The following is a 23,735-nucleotide window of genomic DNA, read 5'->3' as shown; positions in this document are numbered from 1 at the left end:
GCTACCAACGCCCCTGTTAGCCGGCGGTCTCCAGCGGCGACACAGGGCGTTCGGCTGCGTCTACCGTCACCTTGTCCCCAGAGTCCAGGTAGTAGTCCTCAAAGGGCAGTCCCCACTCGGTATAGAGCACCTCACCGTCCGGCCATGCGATGACTCCGCTGGCGTGGTCGATGTAGTACTGAGTCATGTCCACCGTGGAGCCGTCGTCCAGGACGAAGCGTATGCCCGTGGCCCGCGCCCCCTGGACCTCTTCTTGCGGGTCGTCGATCGAGGCACCCGGGATGTCGACGAACGTATCGACGAGCTCGGCAATCAGTCCCGCGTCGACGATCGTGGTGCGGGTGATCTCGTTCGGAATCGCCGACGAGACGTCGTAGAAGTACAACTCGACCTCAGCCACGTTGTCCGGGTCGAGATCGATGGAACGAGTCACGGTAGAAGTGCAGCCCGCCATCGCTGCTGCCGTAGCGAGGGCAGCCACCGCGAAGCTGAACCTGCGGATCACCCGTGCCCCGGGCCTGCGACGACGTGGCGCGTTCACGACTTCGCCGCCGGCAGCCGGAGCGTGGTGGTGGAGCCTGTGAAGCCCGAGTTCAGGTACACGTTGATGCGCCCCCTGCCCTCGTCGCAGGCCTCTTCGCGCCCACTCTTTCGTCTCACCGTAGCCGACCACGACACTGCGTGACGGGATGGACGGAGCGAGTCGAGCCAATCGAGCATCGTCCCTGGAAACGACAAAAGCTCCTTGCCTTTCGGCAAGGAGCTTGTCGTGGTAGCCCCGACGGGATTCGAACCCGCGCTACCGCCTTGAGAGGGCGGCGTGCTAGGCCGCTACACAACGGGGCCCTAGCTGCATTCCGTCACCCTCCCGGGCAACTGGCGCGAGATAAGACTATAGACCATGAATGGGGGTGAACGCCAATCGGCATCAGAACCGCCCTCCCGGCCCTCCCCCAACACCATCCCTCTTGTCGCATCGCCCATGCTTATGTAAAGTTGAGCGTGCAAGACTCAACTACGAATCCACGGACGTCGACCACCTCAGGAGGAACAACATGACGACCCCGTCCCAGGCTCCTCAGCAGGAGCAGCAGTCAGCGCTCGAGCAGTTCGGCCAGGACTTCACCGCCCTCGCCGAGGAGGGCGCGCTCGACCCCGTCATCGGACGTGACGAGGAGATCCGCCGCGTCATGCAGGTGCTCACGCGCCGCACGAAGAACAACGCGGTGCTGATCGGCGAGCCCGGCGTCGGCAAGACCGCGATCGTCGAGGGCCTCGCCCAGCGCATCATCGCGGGAGACGTGCCGTCGTCCCTCAAGGACCGCCGCGTGATCGAGATCGCGATGAGCTCCGTCGTCGCCGGCGCCGCCTACCGCGGCCAGTTCGAGGAGCGCCTCAACGCGATCCTCAAGGAGGTCGAGGAGGCCGAGGGCCGCATCATCCTGTTCGTCGACGAGCTGCACACGATCGTCGGCGCGGGCAAGGCCGACGGGTCCGTGGACGCGGGCAACATCCTCAAGCCGATGCTCGCGCGCGGCAAGCTGCGCATGATCGGCGCCACGACCCTGAACGAGTACCGCGAGCACATCGAGACCGACTCCGCCCTGGAGCGTCGCTTCCAGCCCGTCTACGTCGGCGAGCCCAGCCTCGACGACACGGTCGCGATCCTGCGCGGCCTCCAGGACAAGTACGAGGTCCACCACGGCGTGAAGATCACCGACGAGGCGATCGTCTCGGCGGCGCACCTGTCCGACCGCTACATCTCCGACCGCTTCCTGCCCGACAAGGCCGTGGACCTGATCGACGAGGCCACCTCGGCCCTCAAGATGCAGCTCGACTCCATGCCGATCGAGCTCGACCGCTCGCGCCGCCGCATCATGCAGCTTGAGATCGAGCGCACCCAGGTCGCCAAGGACAAGTCCGAGCACGCCAAGGCGCGTCGCGCGGAGATCGACACAGAGATCGCCCGTCACAAGGCCGAGTCAGAGGAGCTCAACATGCGGTGGGCGCGCGAGAAGGACCTCATCGTCCGCGTCTCCGCGGCCACCGAGCGCGTCGAATCGCTGCGCGGCGACCTGGAACGCGCCGAGCGCTACGGAGAGCTCGAGAAGGCCGGAAGGATCCGCTACGGCGAGATCCCGAACGCCGAGCAGGAGATCGCCGATGCTCGCGCCCAGCTCGACGCGATCCCGTCGGACGAGCGCATGCTGCGCGAGGAGGTCACAGGCGAGGACATCGCGGGAGTCGTCGCGAAGTGGACGGGCGTGCCCGTCGAGAAGCTGCTCACCGAGGAGTCCGCGAAGCTCGGCCACCTCGAGGAGCGGCTCCACGAGCGCGTCGTCGGCCAGGACCGGGCCATCACCTCGGTCTCGGACGCGATCCGTCGTGCCCGCGCGGGCCTGGCGGACGCGAACAGGCCCATCGGCTCGTTCCTGTTCCTCGGGCCTACGGGAGTGGGCAAGACCGAACTCGCTCGCGCGCTCGCCGAGCAGCTCTTCGACGACGAGCGGGCCATGATCCGCATCGACATGTCCGAGTACATGGAGTCGCACGCGGTGTCGCGCCTGATCGGCTCCCCGCCTGGGTACGTCGGCTACGACCAGGGAGGACAGCTCACGGAGGCCGTGCGGCGTCGTCCGTACAGCATCGTCCTGTTCGACGAGGTCGAGAAGGCGCACCCGGACGTCTGGAACGTGCTGCTGCAGGTCCTCGACGACGGACGCCTCACCGACGGCCGCGGCCGCACGGTGAACTTCACGAACACGATCATCGTGATGACCTCCAACCTGGGCTCCGACCTGGTACTCGCGTGGGACGGCTCCTCGCGGGACGAGTTGGAAGGCCAGCTGATGGAGGTGCTCAAGCGGTCGTTCAGGCCCGAGTTCCTCAACCGCCTGGACGATGTGGTGGTGTTCGACCGCATCGACCCCGAGGCGATGAAGGGCATCGTCGAGACCGAGTTGGCCAAGGCGATCGCGCGCCTGGCCGAGGCGAAGGACATCGCGCTGACTGTCGAGCCCGCACTGCGGGATTCGCTGGCCCGCGACGGCTTCGACCCCCAGTTCGGTGCGCGTCCGCTCAAGCGGCTCATCACGACGCGGGTCTTGAACGAGCTCGCGAAGGAGATCGTGGACGGGCGCCTGCGCGAGGGCGACGCGGTCACTGTCGGCTGGGACGGCGAGCACCTCGAGGTGATGCACACGGCGCAGGCGGAGTAGTCCGCTCCCCCGCCCGCCACGCACTCCGCACGGATTTGGGCCCGACACCCCGACGACACGCCGGGCCCGGACCGCGACACGCTTGCGTGTCGCACGGTAATCCGTGCGGAGTGCACGCGCATGGGGACGATGCGGGCGTGGCTCGCGCACGGGTCCGAGGGCCCTGCGACCCCCGGGAAAGCGAAAAGCCCCTCCCGAAGGAGGGGCTTGAAGCTGGCCTACAAGGACTCGAACCTCGACTGGCGGTACCAGAAACCGACGTGCTGCCAATTACACCATAGGCCAATGATCCGGGGACCGGACCGGGAAACAACTGTACCGGATGATCGGCGATCGCCCAAACCAGGGTGTCGCGCCTCACACCTCAGAGCCCGAGGACCCCCGGCAGCTCCATGAGTGTGTCGATGCGAACCAGGCCGTCGCGAGGCACGCCGTCGCCTGCGAGGCCGTCGACATCTCCCCGATGCGCCCCCGGACGCTCGATCCACACGCCAAGCCCCAGCCCCGCGTCGCGCGCCCCGAGCGGGTCCACGTCGAACTCGTCGCCCACGTAGGCGACCTCCGCAGGCGCGAAGCCGAGCCTCTCGCACGCATGAAGGAAGACCCGGGGGTCAGGCTTGCCGAAGCCCAGGGTGTCGACGCCCACGAGCATCGGCAACCGCCCCAGCCCGCAGGCCGCGAGCTTCGTCACCTGGTAGTCGCTGCGCGCGTTGGAAAGCCCGCCGTACGGGACCCCGAGTGCGTCCAGCGCCTCGAGCGCCGGCAACGCGTCGGGATGCGCCGCCCACCCCTCCTGGAAGTAGCGCTCGAACGCGTCGTCCCAGCGCTGATACGCCGCATCGTCCAGGAACGGGCCTCCGAACTCCTCGTGGAGGTCGTTGGCGCGACGATGCCGCTGCTCGCGATGCGTCAGCTCGCCCCGGGTATGGGCCCGGTACCAGCCCTGACGGTCCTCGCGCCAGAACCGCACGAGCTCCTCGTGATCGACTCCCTCGTCCAGGTAGTCGACCGCGACGGAGGCGAGCGCATGCCGGAAGGCGCCGCGCGTGTCGACGAGCGTGTCGTCGACGTCGAACAGCACCGCCCGGATGGCGCCCGCCCCGGTCATGTCGCGCGGGTCAGAACGTCGCGCGCAGGCGGCGCAGGCGCGCCAGCGACGAGTCCTTGCCGAGGATCTCCATCGACTCGAACAGCGGCGGCGAGACCTGACGCCCCGTCACGGCCACGCGCAGCGGGCCGAAGGCGAAGCGCGGCTTGATGCCCATCTCGTCGACGAGCCTCGCGCGCAGCGCCTCCTGCTGCGCCTCGGGGCCGAAGTCCTCGAGCCCCTCGAGCACGGACACGGCGGCGTCGAGGATCTCGGCGGCGTTCTCGGGCAGCTTCTTCAGGGCGGCCTCGTCGAACTCGATCGACTCGTCCGCGGCGAAGAGGAAGCCGAGCATGCCCGACGCCTCGCCGAGCAGCTGCATACGCGTCTGCACGAGCGGCGCGGCCGCATCGAGGATCCCCTTCTCCGAGGAGGTCAGCTCGTTATAGGACGAAGCGCTCACGTCGCCCGCGGTGTGCAGATACGGCACGAGGCGGCCCGCGAAGTCCTCGGGCGCGAGCATGCGCATGTGGTCGGCGTTGATCGCCTCGGCCTTCTTGATGTCGAAGCGCGCGGCGTTGGGCGTGCAGTCCGCGATGTCGAACGCGGCGATCATCTCGTCGCGCGTGAACACGTCGCGGTCGGGCGCGATGCTCCAGCCGAGCAGCGCGAGGTAGTTGAGCAGCCCCTCGGGCAGGAAGCCGCGCTCGCGGTGGTGGAACAGGTTGGACTCGGGGTCGCGCTTGGACAGCTTCTTGGTGCCCTCGCCGAGCACCATCGGCATGTGCGCGTACTCGGGCATGCCGTCGGCGATGCCGAGCTCGACCATCGCGCGCCACAGCACGATCTGGCGAGGCGTCGAGGCGAGCAGGTCCTCGCCGCGCAGCACGTGCGTGATCTTCTGCGTCGCGTCGTCCACGGGGTTGACGAGCGTGTACAGCGGGACGCCGTTGGCGCGCACGATCACGTAGTCCGGCACGGTGCCCGCGGGGAAGGTGACCTCGCCGCGGATCAGGTCGTTGACCGTGATGTCCTCATCGGGCATCCGCATGCGCAGCACGGGCTCGCGGCCCTCGGCGCGGTACGCGGCCTTCTGCTCGTCGGTGAGGTCGCGATCGAAGTTGTCGTAGCCGAGCTTGGGGTCGCGGCCGGCCGCCTTGTGGCGCGCCTCGACCTCGTCGGGCGTGGAGAACGCCTCGTACGCGTAGCCGCCCTCAAGCAGCTTGGCGACGACCTCGGCGTGGAGGTCGTGGCGCTGACTCTGACGGTAGGGGGCGTACGGGCCGCCGATGTCGGGGCCCTCGTCGTAGGTGATGCCGAGCCAGTTCATCGCGTCGAGCAGCATCTCGTAGCTCTCCTGCGAGTCGCGCTCGGCGTCGGTGTCCTCGATGCGGAACACGAGCTCGCCGCCCATGTGGCGGGCGTAGGCCCAGTTGAACAGCGCCGTGCGGACCATGCCGACGTGCGGCAGGCCGGTGGGCGAGGGACAGAAGCGAACGCGAACCTTGCTCATTGCTCTCTTTGCGGGGTGTCTCGGGTGAGTGGGTCTGGGGCTCCTGGACGATGCGGTCCAGGACGATGCGCGGGGCGCCTGGGCGGCGCCTAGCGGCGGATGACGGGGTTGCGCAGGATGCCGATGTCCTCGATCTCGACCTCGACGACGTCGCCGTGGTCGACCTTGGTGACGCCTGCGGGGGTGCCGGTGAGGATGACGTCGCCGGGCAGCAGCGTCGTGACCTCGGAGACGGCGGCGACGGCCTCGAGCACGCCGAGCATCATCTCCTGGGTCGACGCGTTCTGCTTGGTCTCGCCGTTGATGCGCGAGGAGACGAGGACGTCGTCGTGCATGAGCTCGGTCTCGATCCACGGGCCGAGCGGCAGCGACGTGTCGAACGCCTTGGCCCGGAACCACTGGTTCTCCTGGCGCTGCAGGTCGCGCGCGGTGAGGTCGTTCGCGCACGTGTAGCCGTAGATGTACTGCTCGGCGGTCTCGGCCGAGACCTCCTTGCAGATCCGCCCGATCACGATCGCGAGCTCGGCCTCGATCTGGACGTCCTGGCTGTACTCGGGCAGCACGATCGGGTCGTCGGGCCCGATGACCGTGGTGTTGGGCTTGAGGAAGAGGATCGGCAGCTCGGGCTCGGGGACCGCGTTGCCCATCTCCTTGGCGTGCTCCGCGTAGTTGCGGCCCAGGCACACGGCCTTGGAGCGCGGGATCACGGGCGCGAGCAGGCGAACGTTGTCCTGGGACAGCGGGATCCGCTCGCCGGTGGGCTGACCGGGGACGTACATCGGGTCGCCTGTGAGGACCACGAGCTCCTCCGAGCCCTCCTCGCCGTCGACGATCGCGTAGCGGGGGTCGTCTCCGGTGGTGAATCGTGCGATACGCATGGGCTCCAGCCTAGTGCGTCGCGCCGGCTCCTCCGCGGGGTGGGCGTGCGATGGACGATGCGTACGCTGAGTGCCATGTCGACCGTCCTCGTCACCGGAGCCTCGGGCTTCATCGCCAAGCACATCGTCGGGGAGCTCCTCGAGAACGGTCACGCGGTCAGGGCCGCGGTCCGTTCGGAGCGCCGCCGCGCGCAGGTCGAGGCGCTCTTCCCCGACGCCGACCTGACCTTCGTCTCCCTCGATCTCTTGTCCGACGACGGCTGGGAGGAGGCGATGGAGGGCGTCGACGTGCTCATGCATACGGCCTCGCCCTTCCCGACCGCGCCGCCCAAGGATCCGCAGGAGCTCATCCGCCCCGCGGTGGACGGCACGCTCCGCGCCCTCACCGCCGCGCGCACCGCCGGCGTCACCCGCGTGGTCCTCACCTCCACGTGCGGCGCGATCTACAAGCCCGCGGGCGACCAGTGGGACCGGGTGAAGACGCGCGAGGACTGGACAGATCCGGAAGGGCCGCGGACCACTCCGTACGAGGCGTCCAAGACCCTCGCCGAGCGCGCCGCGTGGGACTTCGTCGCCGCGCACCCCGAGATGCGGCTCACGACGATCAATCCCGGCATGGTGTTCGGACCCGCGATGGATGCCCACTACGGATCGTCGCTGCGCACGGTCGAGCAGCTCATCACCGGCCAGTACCCCGCGCTGCCCCGGATGGGGATGCCGGTGGTGGACGTGCGGGACGTCGCGCGGATCCACGTGCGCGCGATGACGGACGACGCGGCGGTCGGACAGCGCTTCCCCGCGAACGCCGGCGCGATGACGCTGCCCGAGATGGCGCAGATCGTCCTCGCCGCCTACCCCGATGCCAAGGTGACCACCCGCGTCGCGCCGGACTGGCTGATCCGCGCGGCCGCGCTCGTCATGCCGCCGATGCGGACCGCCGCGATGGGGCTAGCCATGAACGCCGAGGTCGACGGCTCCGATGCGCCCCGCCAGCTCGGTTTCGACTACGTCTCCTCGGCCGAGGCGTTGCTCGCCTCGGCCGCCTTCATCCGCGAGTCGGGCTCGGGGGGAGGCCGCTAGCCTGACGCCATGAGGGAGCCCGCCCCAGGAACCCGTGTGGACGTGATCAGCCGCGCCACGGGATCGTCGCTGCGCCAGGGCGGCCGCATCGGCGGCCTCGACCTCGCGCGCGCGGTCGCCTTCCTCGGCATGCTCGCCGCGCACGTCGGGGACGACGGCACTCGAGGCTCGGACTCCGACGGCTGGTGGTGGCTGTGGATCGCGCACGGGCGGCCCTCGGCACTGTTCGCCGTGCTCGCGGGGGTCTCGATCGGGATCATGACCGCGCGCGGCCCTTCGCTCGCCCACACGCGCGTGAAGGTCGCGACGCGCGGCGTCGTGCTGATCGTCGCGGGGGCCGTCGTCGCCTCTCTCGGCACGCCCGTGTACGTGATCCTCGCGAACCTCGGCGTGATGATGCTCCTCATGCTCCCGACCCTCACGTGGCGCACCCCGTGGCTGTGGACGGCCGCCGTGGTGGTCCTCGTGGGTGGAGGACTGGTGCTGCCGACCGTCCAGGAATGGACCGCATCGTCCTGGCTGGGCACGGCGCCCATGCTGGACCGGCTGTGGTGGCACCACTACCCCGCGCTCGTCTGGGTGGGCTACCTGCTGGTCGGGCTCGCGATCTCGCGGATGGACCTGCGGTCGAAGGCGACGCGGCTCGACCTCACCCGTGGCGGGCTCGCACTCGGGGTGGGCGCCGCGATGCTCGGCATCGGGTTCGGAGGGACGACGCCGTGGCCTCCCGCGGGGGCGACGTTCGGGTGGGGGCCGGCGTGGGCGTCGATGGAGGCGCACTCCTACTCCCCCGTCGAGCTGGTCTCCAACGCGGGCCTCGCGATCGCGACGATCGCCGTGTGCCTGTGGCTGTCGGACGCGACCGGACGCTGGCTCGAGCCGCTGCGGGCGCTGGGTGCGATGGCGTTCACCGCCTACGTCCTCCACGTGTTCGTCATCGCGTTCGTCGGCGAGGAGATCGTCTACGAGCCGAGCAACGTGACCCTCGTCGTCATGGCCGTCATCCTCGCCGCGGCCGCGTGGGGCTGGAGGCTGCGCTTCCCTCAAGGCCCACTCGAGGCGCTCATGACGCACGCCTCGAACGCCGCGGCTGACAAGGTGACGACGCGACCGTGAGGCGCGACGAGGGCGGGCCGCCGCGGCCTGACCCACGGTGACCCGCCCTCGCCGCAGGGGTCGCTAGAACGAGTAGCGGCCCGCCTCGCGGTGGTGCGCAGTGCCGGCACCGTCGCGAACCTCGAACGGGATCGGGCTGTCGACCGTGACCGCCCTCCCGTCGACCGAGACGGCGATCATGCCCTCAGGGCTCGCCACCTCGCCTTCGAACCTCTCGACCACGCCGTAGGCCGGCTCGATGCGCGCCGTCGCGAATCCCGGCGCGGCCGGGCTCACTCCGACGACGTAGCGAGCGAGGTCGCGCATGGGGGTCGAGCTCCAGCCATGGACGGGGGTGCCCCACCCCCAGCACTCGCCGAAGGTGTCGTACCCGCCCTGCAGATACACGGACCAGCGGCGCATGTTGCGCACGATCAGGTCCGCACGCCCGGCGAGGGCAAGCGCGTCGTGCACCAGGAAGCTCGCGAACGGCTGGGCGCTCACGCACTCCTCCTGCGCGTCCCAGTCGATGCGCTGGATGCCCTGGAGCTGCTCGAAGATCTTCTCCGCCGAGTAGCCGCCGTCGCCGCCGATCCACGACCGCACGACCATGCGGTCCGGGTCGGCGATCCACGCCACGATCGAGTCCCACCGCTCTCGCGGCGCGAGACCCGACAGGATCGCGAGCGCGCCCGCGAGCTGCGATGCCGCGTCCCGCGGCTCGCCGTCGACGATGTGGTCGATGTACGTGCCGCGCGAGGCATCCCAGAACTGCTCGAAGCCCTCACGGGCGGACTCGATCAGCCCGCGCGCCCACCGGGCCGTGCCGAGGTTCTCGAGCCGCTCAGCGATCTCCGCGACGTGGCCGAGGGCTGCGACCCACATGGAGGTGAGGATCGACGACCGGCCCGGCAGGAAGATGCTCGACCAGTCGACGAGGTTCCATTCGGGCACGTCGGCGAGGATGCCGTCGTCCGTCACGTACGGCAGGTACCAGCGGACGATGCGCTCGGCCGTCGGGAAGAGCTCGCGGAGCTGGTCGAGGTCGTCGGTGTACCGATGCATCTCGTACACGCCCCGGATCCAGTACAGCGACCAGTCGGGGATCGTGAAGCCGTTCCCCCGCTCGGTCTCCCCCGCCACGCTCATGGGCAGGATCCCGTCAGAGCGGGGCGAGTCGCCCAGGTGCAGGTACTGCCAGCACAGCCGCCAGTCCGTCGAGCCCGCGAGGTGCACCATCTGATGCACCGTGCCGTCGCCGACCCAGGCGCGCTGCTCTCGGGTCGGGCAGTCGGTGAAGGCATCCTGCGAGTTGAGCTGAACTGTGCGCAGCGCGGCCTTCCAGAGCGCGTCGAGCTCGGGATCGGACGATGCGAAGCGCGCCTCGTTCTCATACGGATAGAGCCGCTCGCTGACCGTCAGGCCGCGGAAGGTGACCTGCGCATCGTCCGGGGCGTCGATCACGACGTGGATGTAACGGAAGCCGTTGACCTCGAGCGAGCCATAGGCGTCGTCGTGACCGCGCGCCACATACGTGGTCCCGGTCATGGGCAGGGACATCGGATCGGCCTTGCCGGGCTTCCACGCGACCTCGCGATAGTGAAGGTCCACGCGGGTCCCGGCCGGGGCGTCGATCTCGAACGAGACGTTGCCCGCCACGACCCGGCCCATGTCGAGCACGCCGTGGAGCGCCCCGCCGTCGCCGGCGTAGTCCACGCCTGCCCCCGCGGGCTTGGCGGGCGCCTCGACGACCGAGGTCGCGCGCTCGATGACGTTCTCGCCCTCGGGCCGCGCGGCGACGCGGCTCCACGTGCCAGCCTCGGGCACGACCACGTCACCCCCGAGCACACCGATGCGACGGCGGATCAACGGGCCGTACGGGTCCGTCGGCGGCTGGCTGCGCGCGAGCGCCCCCGGGTGCGAGGCCGACAGGATCGACGCGGGCTCCCACGCGATCCCTTCGCCCAGCCGCCACCCGACGGGGAGCTCGCGGGCATCGACCTCCTCGACAGGGACGCCGATGTGCGCGATCCCGGTCGCGAGCGTCCACGCGGGCATCGCAGCGCTCCTCCACGTCCCGTCGGTCGCGAGGGTCACGTCCCCGACCCTGCCCTCGAGGACGAGCACAGGGCGGCGCCCGATGATCGGGTTCGCCGCGGCCGGGAACCAGAAGGAGTTCGGCGAGCCGTAGTACGTCACGAGCACGACGAGCGAGTTCTCGCCCTCGACCAGGTGCGGCGCAAGGTCGAGCACGTCGTAGGACAGCCGGCGGGGCTGGCTGCGCACCGGGCCGCGACCGACCTCCTCGCCGTTGCAGAACAGGACGTACCTGGAGTCGGCCGTGAGGCGCACGAGCGCCTCCGCGGGCGCATCGTCCAGGTCGAACGTCGTCGAGAAAAGGTACCGGCCGAAGTCGGCGTCGCCGTCCTCGCGGCCGATGCCGATCGGATCCGTCGGCCCGGCCACGGGACCGTGGCTGATCCAGTGCCCGACCCAGGCCGAGGCGTCGACGTCGACGATCGAGGCGCTCATAGCGTCGACCGTAGTGCTCACGCGTTGCTCCCTTCGAGCTGAGGCTCGGCGTCGTCGGCGACGACGAGCCACGGGTCCGCGCCGCGCTCGGCGCCCATGCGCTGGACCGCGATCCCGCCGACCACGCCGGCGACGGCCACCATGGCCGTGAGGATCCACAGCAGCACCGCCGGGTCGTAGGCGATGAGCGCCGGAGTGATGACCGCGAAGCCCGCGGTGATGCCGCGCGTCACGCCGTAGGTGAAGCCCTGCGCGGTGGCGCGGTACATGGTCGGGAAGAGCTCCTGGCTCCAGACCTTGTAGATGCCCTCGCCGGCGAACGCGCCGCCGAAGCCCGCGATCGCCGCCATGAGGAACACCGTCCACTGGGTCACTCCGAACGCGGCCGGCAGCCCGAAGGCGACCACCTGGAGGATCGCGCCGCCCACGAACAGCGGCTTGCGCAGGCTCTTGTCGGCGAAGCGCATGAAGATGACGGCGCCGACCAGCCCGACCGGCAGTCCCAGCAGGCCGAGCAGGGAGGCCTTCGATGCGTCGACCCCGGCGACGTTGACGTAGAGGTAGGTCATGTACTGGCCGAGGGTGTTCGCGGGCAGGTTGACGAGGGTGAAGAAGGCGGTGAGCGCGACGAGCGGGCCGAGCAGGCGCTTGGTGAACAGCGTGCTCAGCGGGATCTTCGTGGACTCGACGGAGCCGCCGGCGGCGCGCGCGTCCTTCCACTCCTGCGATTCGTGCAGGCCGAATCCGAGCACGAGAGCGATCGCCGCGATCAGGACCATGTGGCCCATGAGGATGCGGGCACCCAGCGGGCCGAACTGCGCGACGCCGGTGGCCAGGCCGAGCGTGCCCATGATTCCCACGAGCCACAGCGCGGACGACAGGCCCACCATCTTGCCCTTGGTGCCCTCCGCCGCGGACTCGGCGATGAGCGCGAGGGAGGTCGGCACGCCGATGCCCATCGCAACTCCCATGAGTCCGATGCCCGGGTACAGCCAGGCGGCGGTCGACGCCACGATCACGATGCCCGCACCGACGATGTACATCGCGAGGTTGACCAGGAACACCCGCTTGCGGCCCCACAGGTCAGAGATGCGGCCCCCGACGAACGCTCCGACCGCGAACGCGGCGGTGAGCAGGCCCGTGAGGAAGCCGAAGCCCCAGGCGCTGATGCCCAGAGACTCTTGGAGCAGGACGAGCGCGATGCTCATGGTGATGATCGAGCCCGCGTCGAGGTACGACATGAGTCCGGGGACGATGCTGTGTCGCCATTGCGACGGCTCCGACGTTGCAGCCATGGTGCATTCCTTTCAACCACATTGTTGAGTCAGGTCGACTTGGATCGTTTCAAGTCGATGCGATGACAGTAGCACTAAAACAATGTTTTACAAGTTTTCAGTTGGGGAAAGTTGCGAGCGAACCCCGGTAGCGCACCGCTCCCCCGCTAGCATCAGGAGACATGACGCGGCGACGAGGTCCCTACAAGGTGGGACAGGAGCGCCGGGCCGCCATCGTCGCCGCCGCCTCAACCGCGTTCGCCGAGGTCGGCTACGACAGCGTGACACTGGCCGAGATCGCTGACGCCGCCGACGTGAGCCTCAGCAACCTGCAGCATTACTTCCCCACCCGCCGCCACCTCCTGTCCGAGGTCGCGCAGCGGCGCCTCGCCGACATCGAGCTCGACTGGACCGCAACCGAGGATGAGCCCGAGATCCACGCGCTCCTCGAGCGCGCGGTCGACACCCTCGCTCAGATGCAGGCCCGGCCAGGACTCGTCGACCTCGCCGTGCGCGTGAGCGCGGACGCGATCGACCCGACCGCCCCCGCGCACGCATGGATGTCCGAGGCGTACGAGCGCGTCGCACGGGAGAACGCCACTCGCTTCGCGGCGTGCGCCGACGCCGGCCAGCTCCGCCCCGGGGTCGACCCGTTGACGGCGTCCCGGACGATGCAGTCGATCGGCGACGGCATGCAGCTCCAATGGGCGCTCTCGAGGCACGCGATCGACCTGCCGCGGCTCGTCGCTCAAGCGCTCGCCGGCTTCGGGCGCGCGATCATCGCGCCTGACCACCTCGATGAGGAGAGGATCGCGCGGCTCGAGGCCCGGTGACGTGATAGGCCAGGAAGGTCGCCGCATGAGCGGCCCCCAGCAGACGAAGGAGAGATCACGATGAGCCTTGCGGCCATGTACGACCAGACCGGGACGCCCGAGGTCCTGCACCTTGCCGAGGCTCCGGATCCCGCGCCCGGCCCCGGCGAGGTCCTGGTTCGCGTGCACGCCGCGGGGATCAACCCCTACGACGGCAAGGTGCGTCGGGGGTTCATCCCGAGCGAGGCCCCGTTCCCTCGTCGGATCGGCTCCGACCTCGCAGGCACGGTCGAGGCCGTGGGCGCTGGCGCCGAGTACTGGGACGGCACGCCTGTCGCAGTCGGGGACGAGGTCCTCGGGTCCGGAGCGGGCGCGGTGGCCGAGCGCGCCGTCGCCCGAGCATCGTCCCTGGCAAAGCGCCCCGAGGCGCTGCCCATCGAGGTCGCGGGCGGACTGAACGTCGCAGGCCTCACGGCCGTCTCGTGCCTTGCGACCGTCCCGGTCGGGCCGGGAGACACGGTGCTGGTCGGCGGCGCCTCGGGAGGCGTGGGAATCATCGCGTCGCAGCTCGCGAAGGAGGCCGGGGCCACGGTCATCGGCACCGCCTCCGCGCGCAACCTGGACTTCGTGCGCTCGCTCGGCATCGAGGCCGTCGAGTACGGCCCCGGGCTCGCGGATCGTGCCGCCGCGATCGGCGACGTCACCGCGGTGATGGACTGCCACGGGCGCGACGCGCTCGACGCGGGCGTGACGCTCGGGGTGAGCACCGACCGCATGGTCGCGATCGCGGCCTACGCGGCGCTCGCCGAGATCGGCGCGCAGAACGTCGAACGCGCCGCCCGCACCGCCGAGAACCTCGCTCGGCTCGCCGACGAGGTGGCGGCCGGCCGCGTCGTCCTGCCCGTCGCGGCCACGTTCCCGCTGGAGCAGGTGGTCGACGCGTTCACAGTGCTCGAGTCGTCTCACGCCCCCGGGAAGATCGTGGTCACGCCGTAGGTCGGCCGCCTCGCGCGACTCACGAGACTTGCGACAATGGTCGGCATGACCGTCTCTCCCGTGGCCGCGCACGTGCTCACGCGCGCCGAGTGGGAGCCGCTCGCGGCCGCGCACGCCGCTCGCGCGGATGCGCTCACCGCGGGACGGCGCCAGCGCGCCTCCCGCGGGCAGCGCCACGCGATCGAGGACTTCCTCTACGAGTACTACCCGGCCAAGCCCGCCCAGCTGCGACGCTGGCACCCCGGCCCCGGCATCGTCCTGGAGGACGCTCCGGAGCACGCGGGCTGGCGCTTCTACAGGGACGATGCTGGTTCGACGTCGGTCGACGTCGACTCCTTCCTGCGCGATCGAGGGACGACGGTCGGGTGGATCGAGGGGCTGCTCACGCGGACCGCGTCACGCACCGCGTCGTTCGGGTGCTTCGGGCTGCACGAGTGGGCGATGGTCTACCGGATGGACGAGGACGACCGCCGTCACCCCCTGCCGCTTCGGCTCGGCGCGGCCGCGACCGACGAGGTGGTCGAGAACCACCCGATCCGGTGCTCGCACTTCGACGCGTTCCGCTTCTTCACGCCCGAGGCACAGCCGCTCAACGAGCTTCAGCCCACGCGTGAGACGACGCCAGCGATGGAGCAGCCCGGGTGCCTGCACGGGAACATGGATCTGTACAAGTGGGCGTTCAAGCTCGCCCCGGCCATCGCATCGTCCCTGACCCTGGATGCGTTCGAGCTCGCGCTCGACGTGCGGCAGGTGGACATGCAGGCGTCGCCGTACGACGTGTCGTCGTACGGGCTCGACCCGATCGCGATCGAGACGCCCGAGGGCAAGCGCGCGTACGTGGAGCGGCAGCGCGAGTTCGCCGCGCGCGGCGACGTGCTGCGCTCGCGACTGCTGGACGCGATCCGCTCGCTCCGCGACGTCACGGAACGCTGAACATGGACCCCCAGTCATACTCGGCCCGCACCCGCTACCGCCGCCCCGCCGCGTGGTACCTCCGGCTCAACTGGCTCGGGGTCGCGCTCACCTCGGTCGGCCTCGCCCCACGCGGCGCCGTCACGATCGCGATTCGCGGGCGCAAGTCGGGCAGGATCCGCAAGCTCCCGATCCTCGCCATCCCTGTCGAGGGTCACCGCTACCTCGTCGCCCTCGCGGGCGAGGCGCAGTGGGTGCGCAACGTCCGGGCTGCCGGAGGCAGGGTGACCATGCGCCGAGGTCGCCGACGCGAGGTGACGCTCGTCGAGCTGCCGGTCGACCAGCGCGCGCCGGTGCTGAAGGCCTACATCGGCTTCGGGGAGACCCTCGGCGGGGCCAAGACAGCCTCCCAACAGGCGGAGTTCTACTTCGGCGTCGACCGCGATGCCTCCCTTGAAGAGCTGGCCACGATCGCCGAGCACTACCCGGTGTTCCGCATCGACCCCGCGTGATCCCGCCCTGCAGTCCCCAACAGGTCCTCGGCGCTGAGGACCTACCGGCGCGCACGAGCGCGGCTGGACACGGGACAATGGCACCGATGACCTCCACCGACGCGCCCCTGATCGCCCGCATGCCTGACTTCGTGAAGGGCGTCGAACCCGACCCCGACGCGCTCTACGAGGCGTTCTCCGAGTGGGCCGCGGACCAGGGCCGACCGCTGTACCCGCATCAGGACGAGGCGCTCATGGAGATCGTCTCCGGCTCGCACGTCATCCTGGCGACGCCCACCGGCTCGGGGAAGTCGCTTGTCGCGGCGGGAGCGCACTTCGCGGCGCTCGCTGACCACCGCGCAGGCGTGGGAGGACGCACGTACTACACGGCGCCCCTCAAGGCGCTCGTGAGCGAGAAGTTCTTCGACCTCATCGACATGTTCGGCTCGGAGAACGTCGGGCTCATGACCGGCGACTCCGCCGTCAACGCCGAGGCGCCGATCATCTGCTGCACCGCCGAGATCCTCGCGAACCTCGCGCTGCGCGACGGCAACGCCACCGATGCGTCGCTCGTGGTCATGGACGAGTTCCACTTCTACTCCGACCCGCAGCGCGGCTGGGCCTGGCAGGTGCCGCTGCTCGAGCTGCCCGACACCCAGTTCGTGCTGATGTCCGCGACCCTGGGCGACACCGCCTGGCTGGTCGAGGACCTCGAGTCACGCTCCGACCGCACCGTCGCCGAGGTCACGAGCGCCGAGCGCCCCGTGCCGCTGAGCTTCGAGTACAGCGTCGAGCCGCTGCCCGACGTCGTCGAGAAGGTGGTGGAGACGGGCAAGGCGCCCGTCTACATCGTCCACTTCACCCAGAAGGACGCGGTCGATCGCGCCCAGGCGCTCCTGAGCATGAAGGTGTCCTCCAAGGAGGAGAAGGCGCGCATCGCCGACGCGCTCGACGGCGTGCGCTTCGGGACCGGCTTCGGCAAGACGCTGAGCAAGTTCCTGCGAGCCGGTATCGGCGTGCACCACGCGGGCATGCTGCCCAAGTACCGCCGCATCGTCGAGCGCCTCACCCAGCAGGGACTGCTCAAGGTCGTGTGCGGCACCGACACCCTCGGCGTCGGCATCAACGTCCCGATCCGCACCGTGCTGCTCACCTCCCTGGTGAAGTACGACGGCGAGCGCATGCGCCACCTCACGGCGCGCGAGTTCCACCAGATCGCGGGCCGCGCTGGACGCGCTGGGTTCGACACCGAGGGCGACGTCATCGCGATGGCCCCCGAGCACGTCATCGAGAACCGCAAGGCCCTCCTCAAGGCCGGCGAGGACCCCAAGAAGCGCAAGAAGATCGTGCGCAAGAGCGCCCCGGCCGGCTCGGTGAACTGGACCGACGCGACGTTCGAGCGTCTGCGCGACGCCGAGCCCGAGGCCCTCGCGAGCCGGTTCTCCGTCACGCACGCGATGGTGCTCAACATCCTGTCGCGCGGGATCGCGAACCCGTGGCTCGACCGCGAGGCCGAGGACCCGGTGCTCGCGATGAAGCACCTGCTCGATGCCGTGCACGAGACCCCGGCTCAGAGGTCCGCGCACGTGCGGCAGTCGCTGCGCATCTACCGCTCGCTGCGCATCGCGGGCGTCGTGGAGAAGGTCCGGATCCCGGACCCGTCGCACCCGCGCGGCTTCCGCCCGTCTGTGAAGCTCACCGTCGACGTGCCCAAGGGCTTCGCGCTCAACCAGCCGCTCTCCCCCTTCGCCCTCGCAGCGATGGACCTGCTCAACGTCGAATCGCCGGACCATGCGCTCGACGTCGTCTCGGTGATCGAGGCGACGCTCTCGGATCCGCGCCAGCTGCTCGTCGCGCAGCAGAACGTCGCGCGCGGCGAGGCGGTCGCCGCGATGAAAGCCGAGGGCATCGAGTACGAGGAGCGCATGGAGCTGCTCGAGGACGTCACATGGCCCACGCCGCTGGCCGATCTTCTCGAGCCCGCGTTCCTCACGTTCAAGCGTTCCAACCCGTGGATCCTCGACGCCGAGCTGTCACCGAAGTCGATCGTGCGGGACATGCTCGAGAAGGCGATGTCGTTCGGCGACCTCATCTCGGTCTACGGGCTCGAGCGCACCGAGGGCGTCGTGCTGCGCTACCTCGCCGAGGCCTACCGGGCGATGCGTCAGACCGTGCCCGAGGAGCATCGGACCGACGAGGTCCTCGCGATCACCGACTGGCTCGGCGGCGTCGTGCGCTCGACCGACTCGTCCCTGCTGGACGAGTGGGAGCGCCTCATGAACCCCGACGCCGTCATCGCGGACGATGCGGACCCCGCCTCGGTGCCCACGCTCGGGTCGGACGCCGGCCCGGCGAGGCCGATGTCCGGCAACCCTCGTGTCCTGCGACGCCTCGTGCGCAACGCGATGTTCCGGCGAGTCGAGCTCGCTGCGCGCGAGGACTACGCGGCGCTCGGCGCGCTGGACGGCGGCTCCGGCTGGAAGGCCGACGCGTGGCGCGACGCGCTCGACCCGCTGTTCGAGGACCAGGGCGACGATGCGATCGGCATCGGCCCGAACGCGCGCGCCGCGGCGCTGCTCACCTTCGTGGAACCCGGCGGAGACCACGGCTCGGGACACGCGCGTGCGGCCCTGGCTGCAACGCCGGACGCCACGCTTCCCGAGGGCACCTGGATCGTGCGGCAGGTGCTCGACGATCCCGCTGGCGACCATGACTGGGCGATCGTCGCCGCCGTGAACCTTGCTGCGTCAGACGAGGCCGGCGCGCCGGTGATCGAGCTGCTCCACGTCGGGCCGCAGTAGCGCCGACGGCGGGTGACCCGCTTGTTCGCGAAACCGCGCGAGGGCGACGGTGGGCGACCCGGAAGGTCGGGCCTACGCGGATCGGAGCGTGAGGCGTGCCTCGAGCCCCGGCGTCGCGACGATGCTGCCGTCGTGGGTGATGAACACGGCCTCGACGCCGTAGGCCTCCGACACCCGCCGGAAGCCCTCGTCGAGGCCGCCCGCCTGCGCGATGGTCGCCCACAGGTCCGCCTTCGTGGAGGACGCGGCGACGACGGTGACGCTCGCGAGGTCCGTCTGGAACGGGCGCCCCGTGAGCGGGTCGATCATGTGGTGATAGCGCTTGCCGCCGACCTCGAGCACCCGCTCGTAGACCCCCGAGGTGACCACCGACTCGTCCTGCGCGGAGACCGTGCCGAGCACCTCTCCCCTGACGTCGAACGGCGACTGGATCCCCACCTGCCACGGCACCCCGACGTCGGACCGCCCCATCGCGACCACGTTGCCGCCGAGGTCGATCAGCCCGCCCTCGACACCGTGCTCGCGGCAGACGTCGGCCGCCCTGTCGGCCGCGTACCCCTTGGCGATCGCGCCCAGGTCGAGCCTCATCCCCGGCCGCCCCAGGCGAACGGTGGACCGAGCATCGTCCATCTCGACTTCCTCGGGGTCCGTCAGCGACAGCAGCGCGGCGATCGCGGCGTCGTCCGGCACGTGCGCGCCGTCGAAGCCGATCCCCCAGGCCTTGACGACGGGGCCGATCAGCGCGTTGAAGCTGTCGCGGTGCTCGCGGCTCGCGATCACCGCGGTGCGGACCAGGCCGTACACCTCCGGGTCCACCTCGACCGCGGCGCGACCGGCCGCGGCGTTGATCGCCTCGACCTGCGAGGCGGCGCGTGCCGACGGCGGCCCGTTGACGGTGAGACGACGCTCGAGGCCGCGCAGGGTCCGCGCGACCGCCTCGGTCACGGTCGGATCCGCCGGGCCCGGGAAGCACAACGTCGCCAGCGTCCCCATCAGAGGGAACGTGGCGACGGTGCGCTCGCTCTTCGCGTCGATGCTCAGACTCCGTTCACGCAGTTCTTCCCCGCGACGTAACCGTAGAACATCGCCATCGAGTGGCTGAGGCCCTTGACGCAGATCGGGTACTCGACCGCCCAGCGGTTGCCCTGCATGTTGCCCGCGACGTAGAGGCCGGGGATGACGTTGCGTGCGCCGTCGTACGTCCGGGACTCCTCGTCGCTCTCGAGGCCTCCGGCGCAGACGAGCATGCCGGTGAGCCCCATCCGCACTCCGTAGTACGGCGCGTTCTCGAGCGCGAACATGCGCTTCGCGGGCTTGCCGAAGTCGTCGTCGTAGCCCTTCGCGGCGAGCTCGTTGTAGCGCGCGACGGAGGCCGCCGCCTCCTCGGCCGGCAGCCCGAGCTTCTCGTAGAGCTCCTCGAGCGTGTCGGCCTTCTGCACCTGGTTGGTCTCGACCGCCTTGTCGAGGTCCGCGCGGGACCTGTAGCTGCGGTCCCAGTCGTTGTTCCTCGGCTTCTCCTCGGAGTAGTAGCAGATCGTGCCGTGGCTGGCCGGCATGTACTCGACCTCCTCCGGCCAGCGCTCGTCCCAGATCTGGAACGCGATCTTGCTCGGCTGCATCTCGATCTGGTTCTCGAGCTGCTGGCCGGGCACGCTCTCGTTCATGAAGCGCTCGCCACGAGCGTTCAGGAACAGCCACGGAGTGTTGCCCATGACGCCGCCCGTACCGGACGGACCGCCCATGTGGTGCACCATCGGCGCGTGGTTCTGCTGGATCTTGGCCCCCGCCCAGGCGCCGAGCTTGAGTCCGTCACCGGTGTTGGTGGGCTTGCCCTCGACGTCGCGGTTCAGCCACACCGCGGGCAGGCCGTTCTCGATGATCTCCGGCGCGTAGTAGCGCACCATGTCGGAGTTGCTGCCGTAGTCGCCGCTCGCGAGGACGACGCCCTTGCTGGCCATGGCCTTGAGGTAACGCCCCGTCCTCGCGTTCCTCGCGATGACGCCGACGATGCGGCCGTCCTCCTTGAGCAGCTTGACAGCGAAGTGGCCATAGAACGGCGTGACGTCGCCCTCGGCCACGGCCTTGGCCATGTTCGCCTGGAACACCGGGGCCTGGTTGGGGAGGAACTCGACCGACGTCGGATAGGTCGGGAAGTTCTCCACCTTGTAGTCGTAGTGCTTCGGGAGCGGGTGATACAGCGGCACCATGAACGCCGCCGCGTGCTCGTCGGGGATGTCCGCGCGGTTCGTGGGGGCGATGTAGAGGTCCGGCTTGGCCGCGATCCACCAGTCGAACACCTCGGCGCAGTGGTGAGCCCAGCGGCTGATGATCGACCGCTTGACGCGGTACGAGCACTCCTTCATCAGCCGATCCGCGATCTCGTCGGGATCCATCGTGGCGCGACCCCACTTCTCCTGCAGGGTGCCGTTGATGACCGCGTACTCGCCGCTGCGGCACTGCGGCTCGCTCGCCTTCTCGATGACGACGACCTTCGCGCCCTGCTCCGCGGCCGACCGGGTCGCGGCCACACCGGCGACACCCGCGCCGATGACGATCACGTCGGTCTCGATGACCGTCTCGATCTCGTCGTCGGGGACCGTCGGCTCAGAACCCAGCCACGGCGGCGGCGGCAGCTCCTCGGGGTGCTCGGAGATGATCATCGGATCCGAGTCGCCCGAGGCCTTCGCGAGGGCCCGGTCGACGGCGGCCAGCAGCCGCTTGCTCGACATCGTGGCACCCGTGATGATGTCGACCGAGGTGGAGTTGAGCGCGATCATGCGCTCGGGAAGGACCTTCCACACGTCCTCCTCGCTGAACTTCTCCTCCGACTCGACGGCTCCGATGATCTGGATGTCCTCGATGCCCTCGGTGTTCACGGTGACCTTGACCGTGATGACTCCATGAAGATCGTCGAACGACTCGATGTAGACGTTCGGGATGTACACCCGGTCCTTCGCACGCGCGGCGTTGACGCGGCGCTCCTCCGCCGCCATGTCCGCCTCGACGAAGTTCCACAGCGACATCGGGACCGCGAGCATCATGCAGTCCTCCTTGCGGATGAACGTCGCGATCGGCTCACCCGACGTCACCTTCTGCACCCATCGCGGCTCGACGATCAGCTCTCGGCCGACGGCCACCGCCGAGAAACCAGCAGCGAGCGCGTCCTCCACCTGCTCGAGCTCCATCACGCCACCCACGCCGACGACGGGCACCTCGGCGAGGATCTCGGACCTGGACGCCAGGAGCTTCGCAAGGAGCGTCTCCTTGTCCGACGTCTCGACGATCGAGGTCTGCATCAGCTTCTTCGTGGAGTAGTGGAAGTAGTCGACGCCCACGGCCGCGATCTGCTCCAGAAGGTACAGGGTGTCGTCATACCGGATGCCGGGCACCTCGATCTCCTCGGGGCTGAACCGGTAGCCGATGACGAAGCCCTCGGCGGGCGCGGCCTCCTTGACAGCATTCACGACGGCCAGCGGGAAGCGGGCGCGCGCCTCGCGGCTGCCACCCCACTCGTCGTCTCGACGGTTGGAATGAGGCGAGAAGAACTGCTGCACCAGGTAGGTGTTGGCGCCGTGGATCTCCACGCCATCGAAGCCCGCAGCGACGGCACGTCTGGTCGTGGCGGCGAATGCCTCGATCAGCTCATCGATCTCCTCGACGCTGAGCTCGCGAGGGATGACCGCCTCCGGTCGCGGTGCGGCGACGGGGCTCGGCGCGACCGGCTGCTCGCCGTTGATCTGGCCGGGCGAGCACATCCTGCCGCCGTGGAAGATCTGGAGGATCGCCTTCGAACCCTGCTCCTTGATCGCGGCGGCGACCTTGGCGAGGCTGGGGATCTGCTCGTCGACGTCCAGTCCGATCCCGCCGGGGAACACCCGGCCGTTCGGCTTCACGTGCGCGCACTCGACGATGATGGCGCCAGGGCCGCCGGCTCGCAGGCCGTAGTAGTCGGGCAGCTCGTCGCTGCAGATGCCGTCGTGGCCCGCGTTGAGCGTGGTCATCGGCGCCATCACGACGCGGTTGGGCAGTTCGACGCCACAGCGGAGCTGAAGCGGATCGTTGAGTGAGAGAGCCATGGGAGTCCTGTCGTTCGAGCACTTCATTGTGGTCGAGACGCCGTCGCGTTCCCGGCCGCGACACTGCGGCCGAGGACGCCTTCGGCGTTCCCCGAGTACGTTTCCACGCTAGCCTCGGGAGCCGCCGACACGCCATCTACCTGGGACATTTATGCAACATGCGGCACGCCTCATGCCCCTTGAGACGTGCCGCGGAGGCGGGGTCAATACAGGCTGGTGCCGTGATCCACATAGAGGATCTGACCGGTCACCGCCCTCGACGCGTCCGACGCGAACCAGAGGATCGCCTGCGCCTGATCCTCGGCGGTGGCTTCGGGCACGGTGAGGTCGAGGTGCTCGGCGCACATTCCCGCGAACTCCGCATGGAACGTGCTCGCGACCTCGGGAGCGTTGAGCGGCGTGGGGGTTGGCCCTGGAGCCACGGCATTGCAGCGGACGCCCGTCCTCGCATAGCGGATCGCGATGTTCTTCGTCATCGCGTTCACCGCCGCCTTGGCGCCGCTGTAGGAGATCCCTGCCACGCCGCCTGCACCGATCGACGAGACGTTGACGATCGAGCCGACGCCGGCCGGGGCCATGTGCTCGAGCGCGTACTTGGCCATGTAGTAGACCGAGTACTGGTCCACCTTCGTCACGTGGTCGAACCACTCCTCGGTGCAGTCGTCGATCGGCATGTGCTTGTCCGCGATCCCCGCGTTGTTGACGAGCACGTCGATCCGCCCGTACGCGGCCACGGTGGCATCGACGAGCTCGCGACAGTCCTCGGGCGAGGACACGTCCGAGGTGACCGCGAGGGCGGTGCCCCCGGCCTCCTCGATCTGTGCGACGACCTCGGCGTTCCGCTCCTGTCGTCGTCCTGAGACGACGACGGTCGCACCCTCCGAGGCGAACAGCAGCGCCGTCGCCCTGCCGATCCCCGAGTTGGCGCCGGTGACGATCGCGATCTTGCCTTCGAGAGCACCCATCGCGT

Annotated in this window: 17 protein-coding genes and 2 tRNA genes; 8 read left to right on the top strand and 11 right to left on the bottom strand. The window is 69.6% G+C overall.

Features of this window, described 5'->3' with window-relative positions:
• Window positions 1-16: 16 nt before the first annotated feature.
• Both AOP78_RS11250 and AOP78_RS11245 read right to left on the bottom strand, forming a co-directional pair.
• Window positions 17-433, bottom strand: a complete 417-nt coding sequence (locus AOP78_RS11250) for a hypothetical protein (protein WP_152659518.1) — start codon at window positions 431-433, stop codon at window positions 17-19.
• Between the two features lie 337 nt (window positions 434-770).
• A tRNA-Glu gene (locus AOP78_RS11245) sits at window positions 771-846 on the bottom strand.
• A 209-nt stretch (window positions 847-1,055) separates the two neighbouring features.
• Here AOP78_RS11245 and AOP78_RS11240 point away from each other — a divergent pair.
• On the top strand, window positions 1,056-3,218 hold the full coding sequence (locus AOP78_RS11240) for an ATP-dependent Clp protease ATP-binding subunit (RefSeq protein ID WP_062204524.1): 2,163 nt from the start codon (window positions 1,056-1,058) through the stop codon (window positions 3,216-3,218).
• Between the two features lie 213 nt (window positions 3,219-3,431).
• On the opposite strand, the gene AOP78_RS11235 is transcribed toward AOP78_RS11240, so the two are convergent.
• From AOP78_RS11235 to AOP78_RS11220, 4 genes are all read right to left on the bottom strand, one after another.
• A tRNA-Gln gene (locus AOP78_RS11235) sits at window positions 3,432-3,503 on the bottom strand.
• A gap of 79 nt (window positions 3,504-3,582) precedes the next feature.
• A complete protein-coding gene (locus tag AOP78_RS11230) occupies window positions 3,583-4,326 on the bottom strand; it encodes an HAD family hydrolase (RefSeq protein WP_062204522.1) in 744 nt (247 codons plus the stop codon).
• A gap of 10 nt (window positions 4,327-4,336) precedes the next feature.
• A complete protein-coding gene (gene gltX / locus AOP78_RS11225; RefSeq protein WP_062204519.1) occupies window positions 4,337-5,818 on the bottom strand; it encodes a glutamate--tRNA ligase in 1,482 nt (493 codons plus the stop codon).
• Between the two features lie 89 nt (window positions 5,819-5,907).
• Window positions 5,908-6,696 carry a fumarylacetoacetate hydrolase family protein gene (locus tag AOP78_RS11220; protein ID WP_062204516.1) on the bottom strand — a complete coding sequence of 263 codons (789 nt, stop codon included), beginning with the start codon at window positions 6,694-6,696 and terminating at the stop codon, window positions 5,908-5,910.
• Between the two features lie 75 nt (window positions 6,697-6,771).
• Here AOP78_RS11220 and AOP78_RS11215 point away from each other — a divergent pair, with 75 nt between their 5' ends.
• Both AOP78_RS11215 and AOP78_RS11210 read left to right on the top strand, forming a co-directional pair.
• Complete coding sequence (locus AOP78_RS11215; RefSeq protein ID WP_062204513.1) at window positions 6,772-7,776, top strand: SDR family oxidoreductase; 1,005 nt, start codon at window positions 6,772-6,774, stop codon at window positions 7,774-7,776.
• Window positions 7,777-7,785: 9 nt separating this feature from the next.
• The gene (locus AOP78_RS11210) at window positions 7,786-8,892 is read left to right on the top strand and encodes a heparan-alpha-glucosaminide N-acetyltransferase domain-containing protein (RefSeq protein WP_083980064.1); all 1,107 of its coding nucleotides are present in this window, start codon (window positions 7,786-7,788) and stop codon (window positions 8,890-8,892) included.
• A 63-nt stretch (window positions 8,893-8,955) separates the two neighbouring features.
• On the opposite strand, the gene AOP78_RS11205 is transcribed toward AOP78_RS11210, so the two are convergent.
• Together AOP78_RS11205 and AOP78_RS11200 are read right to left on the bottom strand one after the other, a co-directional pair.
• The gene (locus AOP78_RS11205; RefSeq protein WP_062204508.1) at window positions 8,956-11,403 is read right to left on the bottom strand and encodes a family 78 glycoside hydrolase catalytic domain; all 2,448 of its coding nucleotides are present in this window, start codon (window positions 11,401-11,403) and stop codon (window positions 8,956-8,958) included.
• A 17-nt stretch (window positions 11,404-11,420) separates the two neighbouring features.
• Window positions 11,421-12,698, bottom strand: a complete 1,278-nt coding sequence (locus tag AOP78_RS11200; protein WP_062204506.1) for an MFS transporter — start codon at window positions 12,696-12,698, stop codon at window positions 11,421-11,423.
• A gap of 161 nt (window positions 12,699-12,859) precedes the next feature.
• Here AOP78_RS11200 and AOP78_RS11195 point away from each other — a divergent pair, with 161 nt between their 5' ends.
• From AOP78_RS11195 to AOP78_RS11175, 5 genes are all read left to right on the top strand, one after another.
• Window positions 12,860-13,510, top strand: a complete 651-nt coding sequence (locus tag AOP78_RS11195) for a TetR/AcrR family transcriptional regulator (protein WP_062204502.1) — start codon at window positions 12,860-12,862, stop codon at window positions 13,508-13,510.
• A gap of 60 nt (window positions 13,511-13,570) precedes the next feature.
• Window positions 13,571-14,485 carry an NADP-dependent oxidoreductase gene (locus tag AOP78_RS11190; RefSeq protein WP_062204499.1) on the top strand — a complete coding sequence of 305 codons (915 nt, stop codon included), beginning with the start codon at window positions 13,571-13,573 and terminating at the stop codon, window positions 14,483-14,485.
• A 45-nt stretch (window positions 14,486-14,530) separates the two neighbouring features.
• Entirely contained in the window at window positions 14,531-15,418 is an 888-nt protein-coding gene (locus AOP78_RS11185) for a hypothetical protein (protein WP_062204729.1), read from the top strand.
• Window positions 15,419-15,420: 2 nt separating this feature from the next.
• Window positions 15,421-15,909: a nitroreductase/quinone reductase family protein gene (locus AOP78_RS11180; RefSeq protein ID WP_062204497.1), complete on the top strand. Its 489-nt coding sequence runs from the start codon at window positions 15,421-15,423 to the stop codon at window positions 15,907-15,909.
• A gap of 86 nt (window positions 15,910-15,995) precedes the next feature.
• Window positions 15,996-18,689, top strand: a complete 2,694-nt coding sequence (locus AOP78_RS11175; protein ID WP_083980073.1) for a DEAD/DEAH box helicase — start codon at window positions 15,996-15,998, stop codon at window positions 18,687-18,689.
• Between the two features lie 72 nt (window positions 18,690-18,761).
• On the opposite strand, the gene AOP78_RS11170 is transcribed toward AOP78_RS11175, so the two are convergent.
• The 3 genes from AOP78_RS11170 to AOP78_RS11160 form a co-directional block, all read right to left on the bottom strand.
• Window positions 18,762-19,682, bottom strand: coding sequence for an FAD:protein FMN transferase (locus AOP78_RS11170; protein WP_062204494.1), 921 nt, complete (start codon window positions 19,680-19,682; stop codon window positions 18,762-18,764).
• 44 nt (window positions 19,683-19,726) lie between these two features.
• On the bottom strand, window positions 19,727-22,765 hold the full coding sequence (locus AOP78_RS11165; RefSeq protein ID WP_062204492.1) for an FAD-dependent oxidoreductase: 3,039 nt from the start codon (window positions 22,763-22,765) through the stop codon (window positions 19,727-19,729).
• A 203-nt stretch (window positions 22,766-22,968) separates the two neighbouring features.
• The gene (locus AOP78_RS11160) at window positions 22,969-23,730 is read right to left on the bottom strand and encodes an SDR family NAD(P)-dependent oxidoreductase (RefSeq protein ID WP_062204490.1); all 762 of its coding nucleotides are present in this window, start codon (window positions 23,728-23,730) and stop codon (window positions 22,969-22,971) included.
• Window positions 23,731-23,735: the final 5 nt, after the last annotated feature.

This window comes from Demequina salsinemoris, from assembly GCF_000974805.1.
GTDB classification, from domain to species: domain Bacteria; phylum Actinomycetota; class Actinomycetes; order Actinomycetales; family Demequinaceae; genus Demequina; species Demequina salsinemoris.
Note: the sequence above shows the minus strand (reverse complement) of the source record. Positions and strands in the feature narration are given on the sequence as shown.

Bases quoted from the DNA above. Each gene is read 5' to 3' on its own strand.
- AOP78_RS11240 (WP_062204524.1), top strand. From the start codon at position 1,056: ATGACGACCCCGTCCCAGGCTCCTCAGCAGGAGCAGCAGTCAGCGCTC.
- AOP78_RS11230 (WP_062204522.1), bottom strand. From the start codon at position 4,326: ATGACCGGGGCGGGCGCCATCCGGGCGGTGCTGTTCGACGTCGACGAC.
- gltX (WP_062204519.1), bottom strand. From the start codon at position 5,818: ATGAGCAAGGTTCGCGTTCGCTTCTGTCCCTCGCCCACCGGCCTGCCG.
- AOP78_RS11220 (WP_062204516.1), bottom strand. From the start codon at position 6,696: ATGCGTATCGCACGATTCACCACCGGAGACGACCCCCGCTACGCGATC.
- AOP78_RS11215 (WP_062204513.1), top strand. From the start codon at position 6,772: ATGTCGACCGTCCTCGTCACCGGAGCCTCGGGCTTCATCGCCAAGCAC.
- AOP78_RS11210 (WP_083980064.1), top strand. From the start codon at position 7,786: ATGAGGGAGCCCGCCCCAGGAACCCGTGTGGACGTGATCAGCCGCGCC.
- AOP78_RS11205 (WP_062204508.1), bottom strand. From the start codon at position 11,403: ATGAGCGCCTCGATCGTCGACGTCGACGCCTCGGCCTGGGTCGGGCAC.
- AOP78_RS11200 (WP_062204506.1), bottom strand. From the start codon at position 12,698: ATGGCTGCAACGTCGGAGCCGTCGCAATGGCGACACAGCATCGTCCCC.
- AOP78_RS11195 (WP_062204502.1), top strand. From the start codon at position 12,860: ATGACGCGGCGACGAGGTCCCTACAAGGTGGGACAGGAGCGCCGGGCC.
- AOP78_RS11190 (WP_062204499.1), top strand. From the start codon at position 13,571: ATGAGCCTTGCGGCCATGTACGACCAGACCGGGACGCCCGAGGTCCTG.
- AOP78_RS11185 (WP_062204729.1), top strand. From the start codon at position 14,531: ATGACCGTCTCTCCCGTGGCCGCGCACGTGCTCACGCGCGCCGAGTGG.
- AOP78_RS11180 (WP_062204497.1), top strand. From the start codon at position 15,421: ATGGACCCCCAGTCATACTCGGCCCGCACCCGCTACCGCCGCCCCGCC.
- AOP78_RS11175 (WP_083980073.1), top strand. From the start codon at position 15,996: ATGACCTCCACCGACGCGCCCCTGATCGCCCGCATGCCTGACTTCGTG.
- AOP78_RS11170 (WP_062204494.1), bottom strand. From the start codon at position 19,682: ATGGGGACGCTGGCGACGTTGTGCTTCCCGGGCCCGGCGGATCCGACC.
- AOP78_RS11165 (WP_062204492.1), bottom strand. From the start codon at position 22,765: ATGGCTCTCTCACTCAACGATCCGCTTCAGCTCCGCTGTGGCGTCGAA.
- AOP78_RS11160 (WP_062204490.1), bottom strand. From the start codon at position 23,730: ATGGGTGCTCTCGAAGGCAAGATCGCGATCGTCACCGGCGCCAACTCG.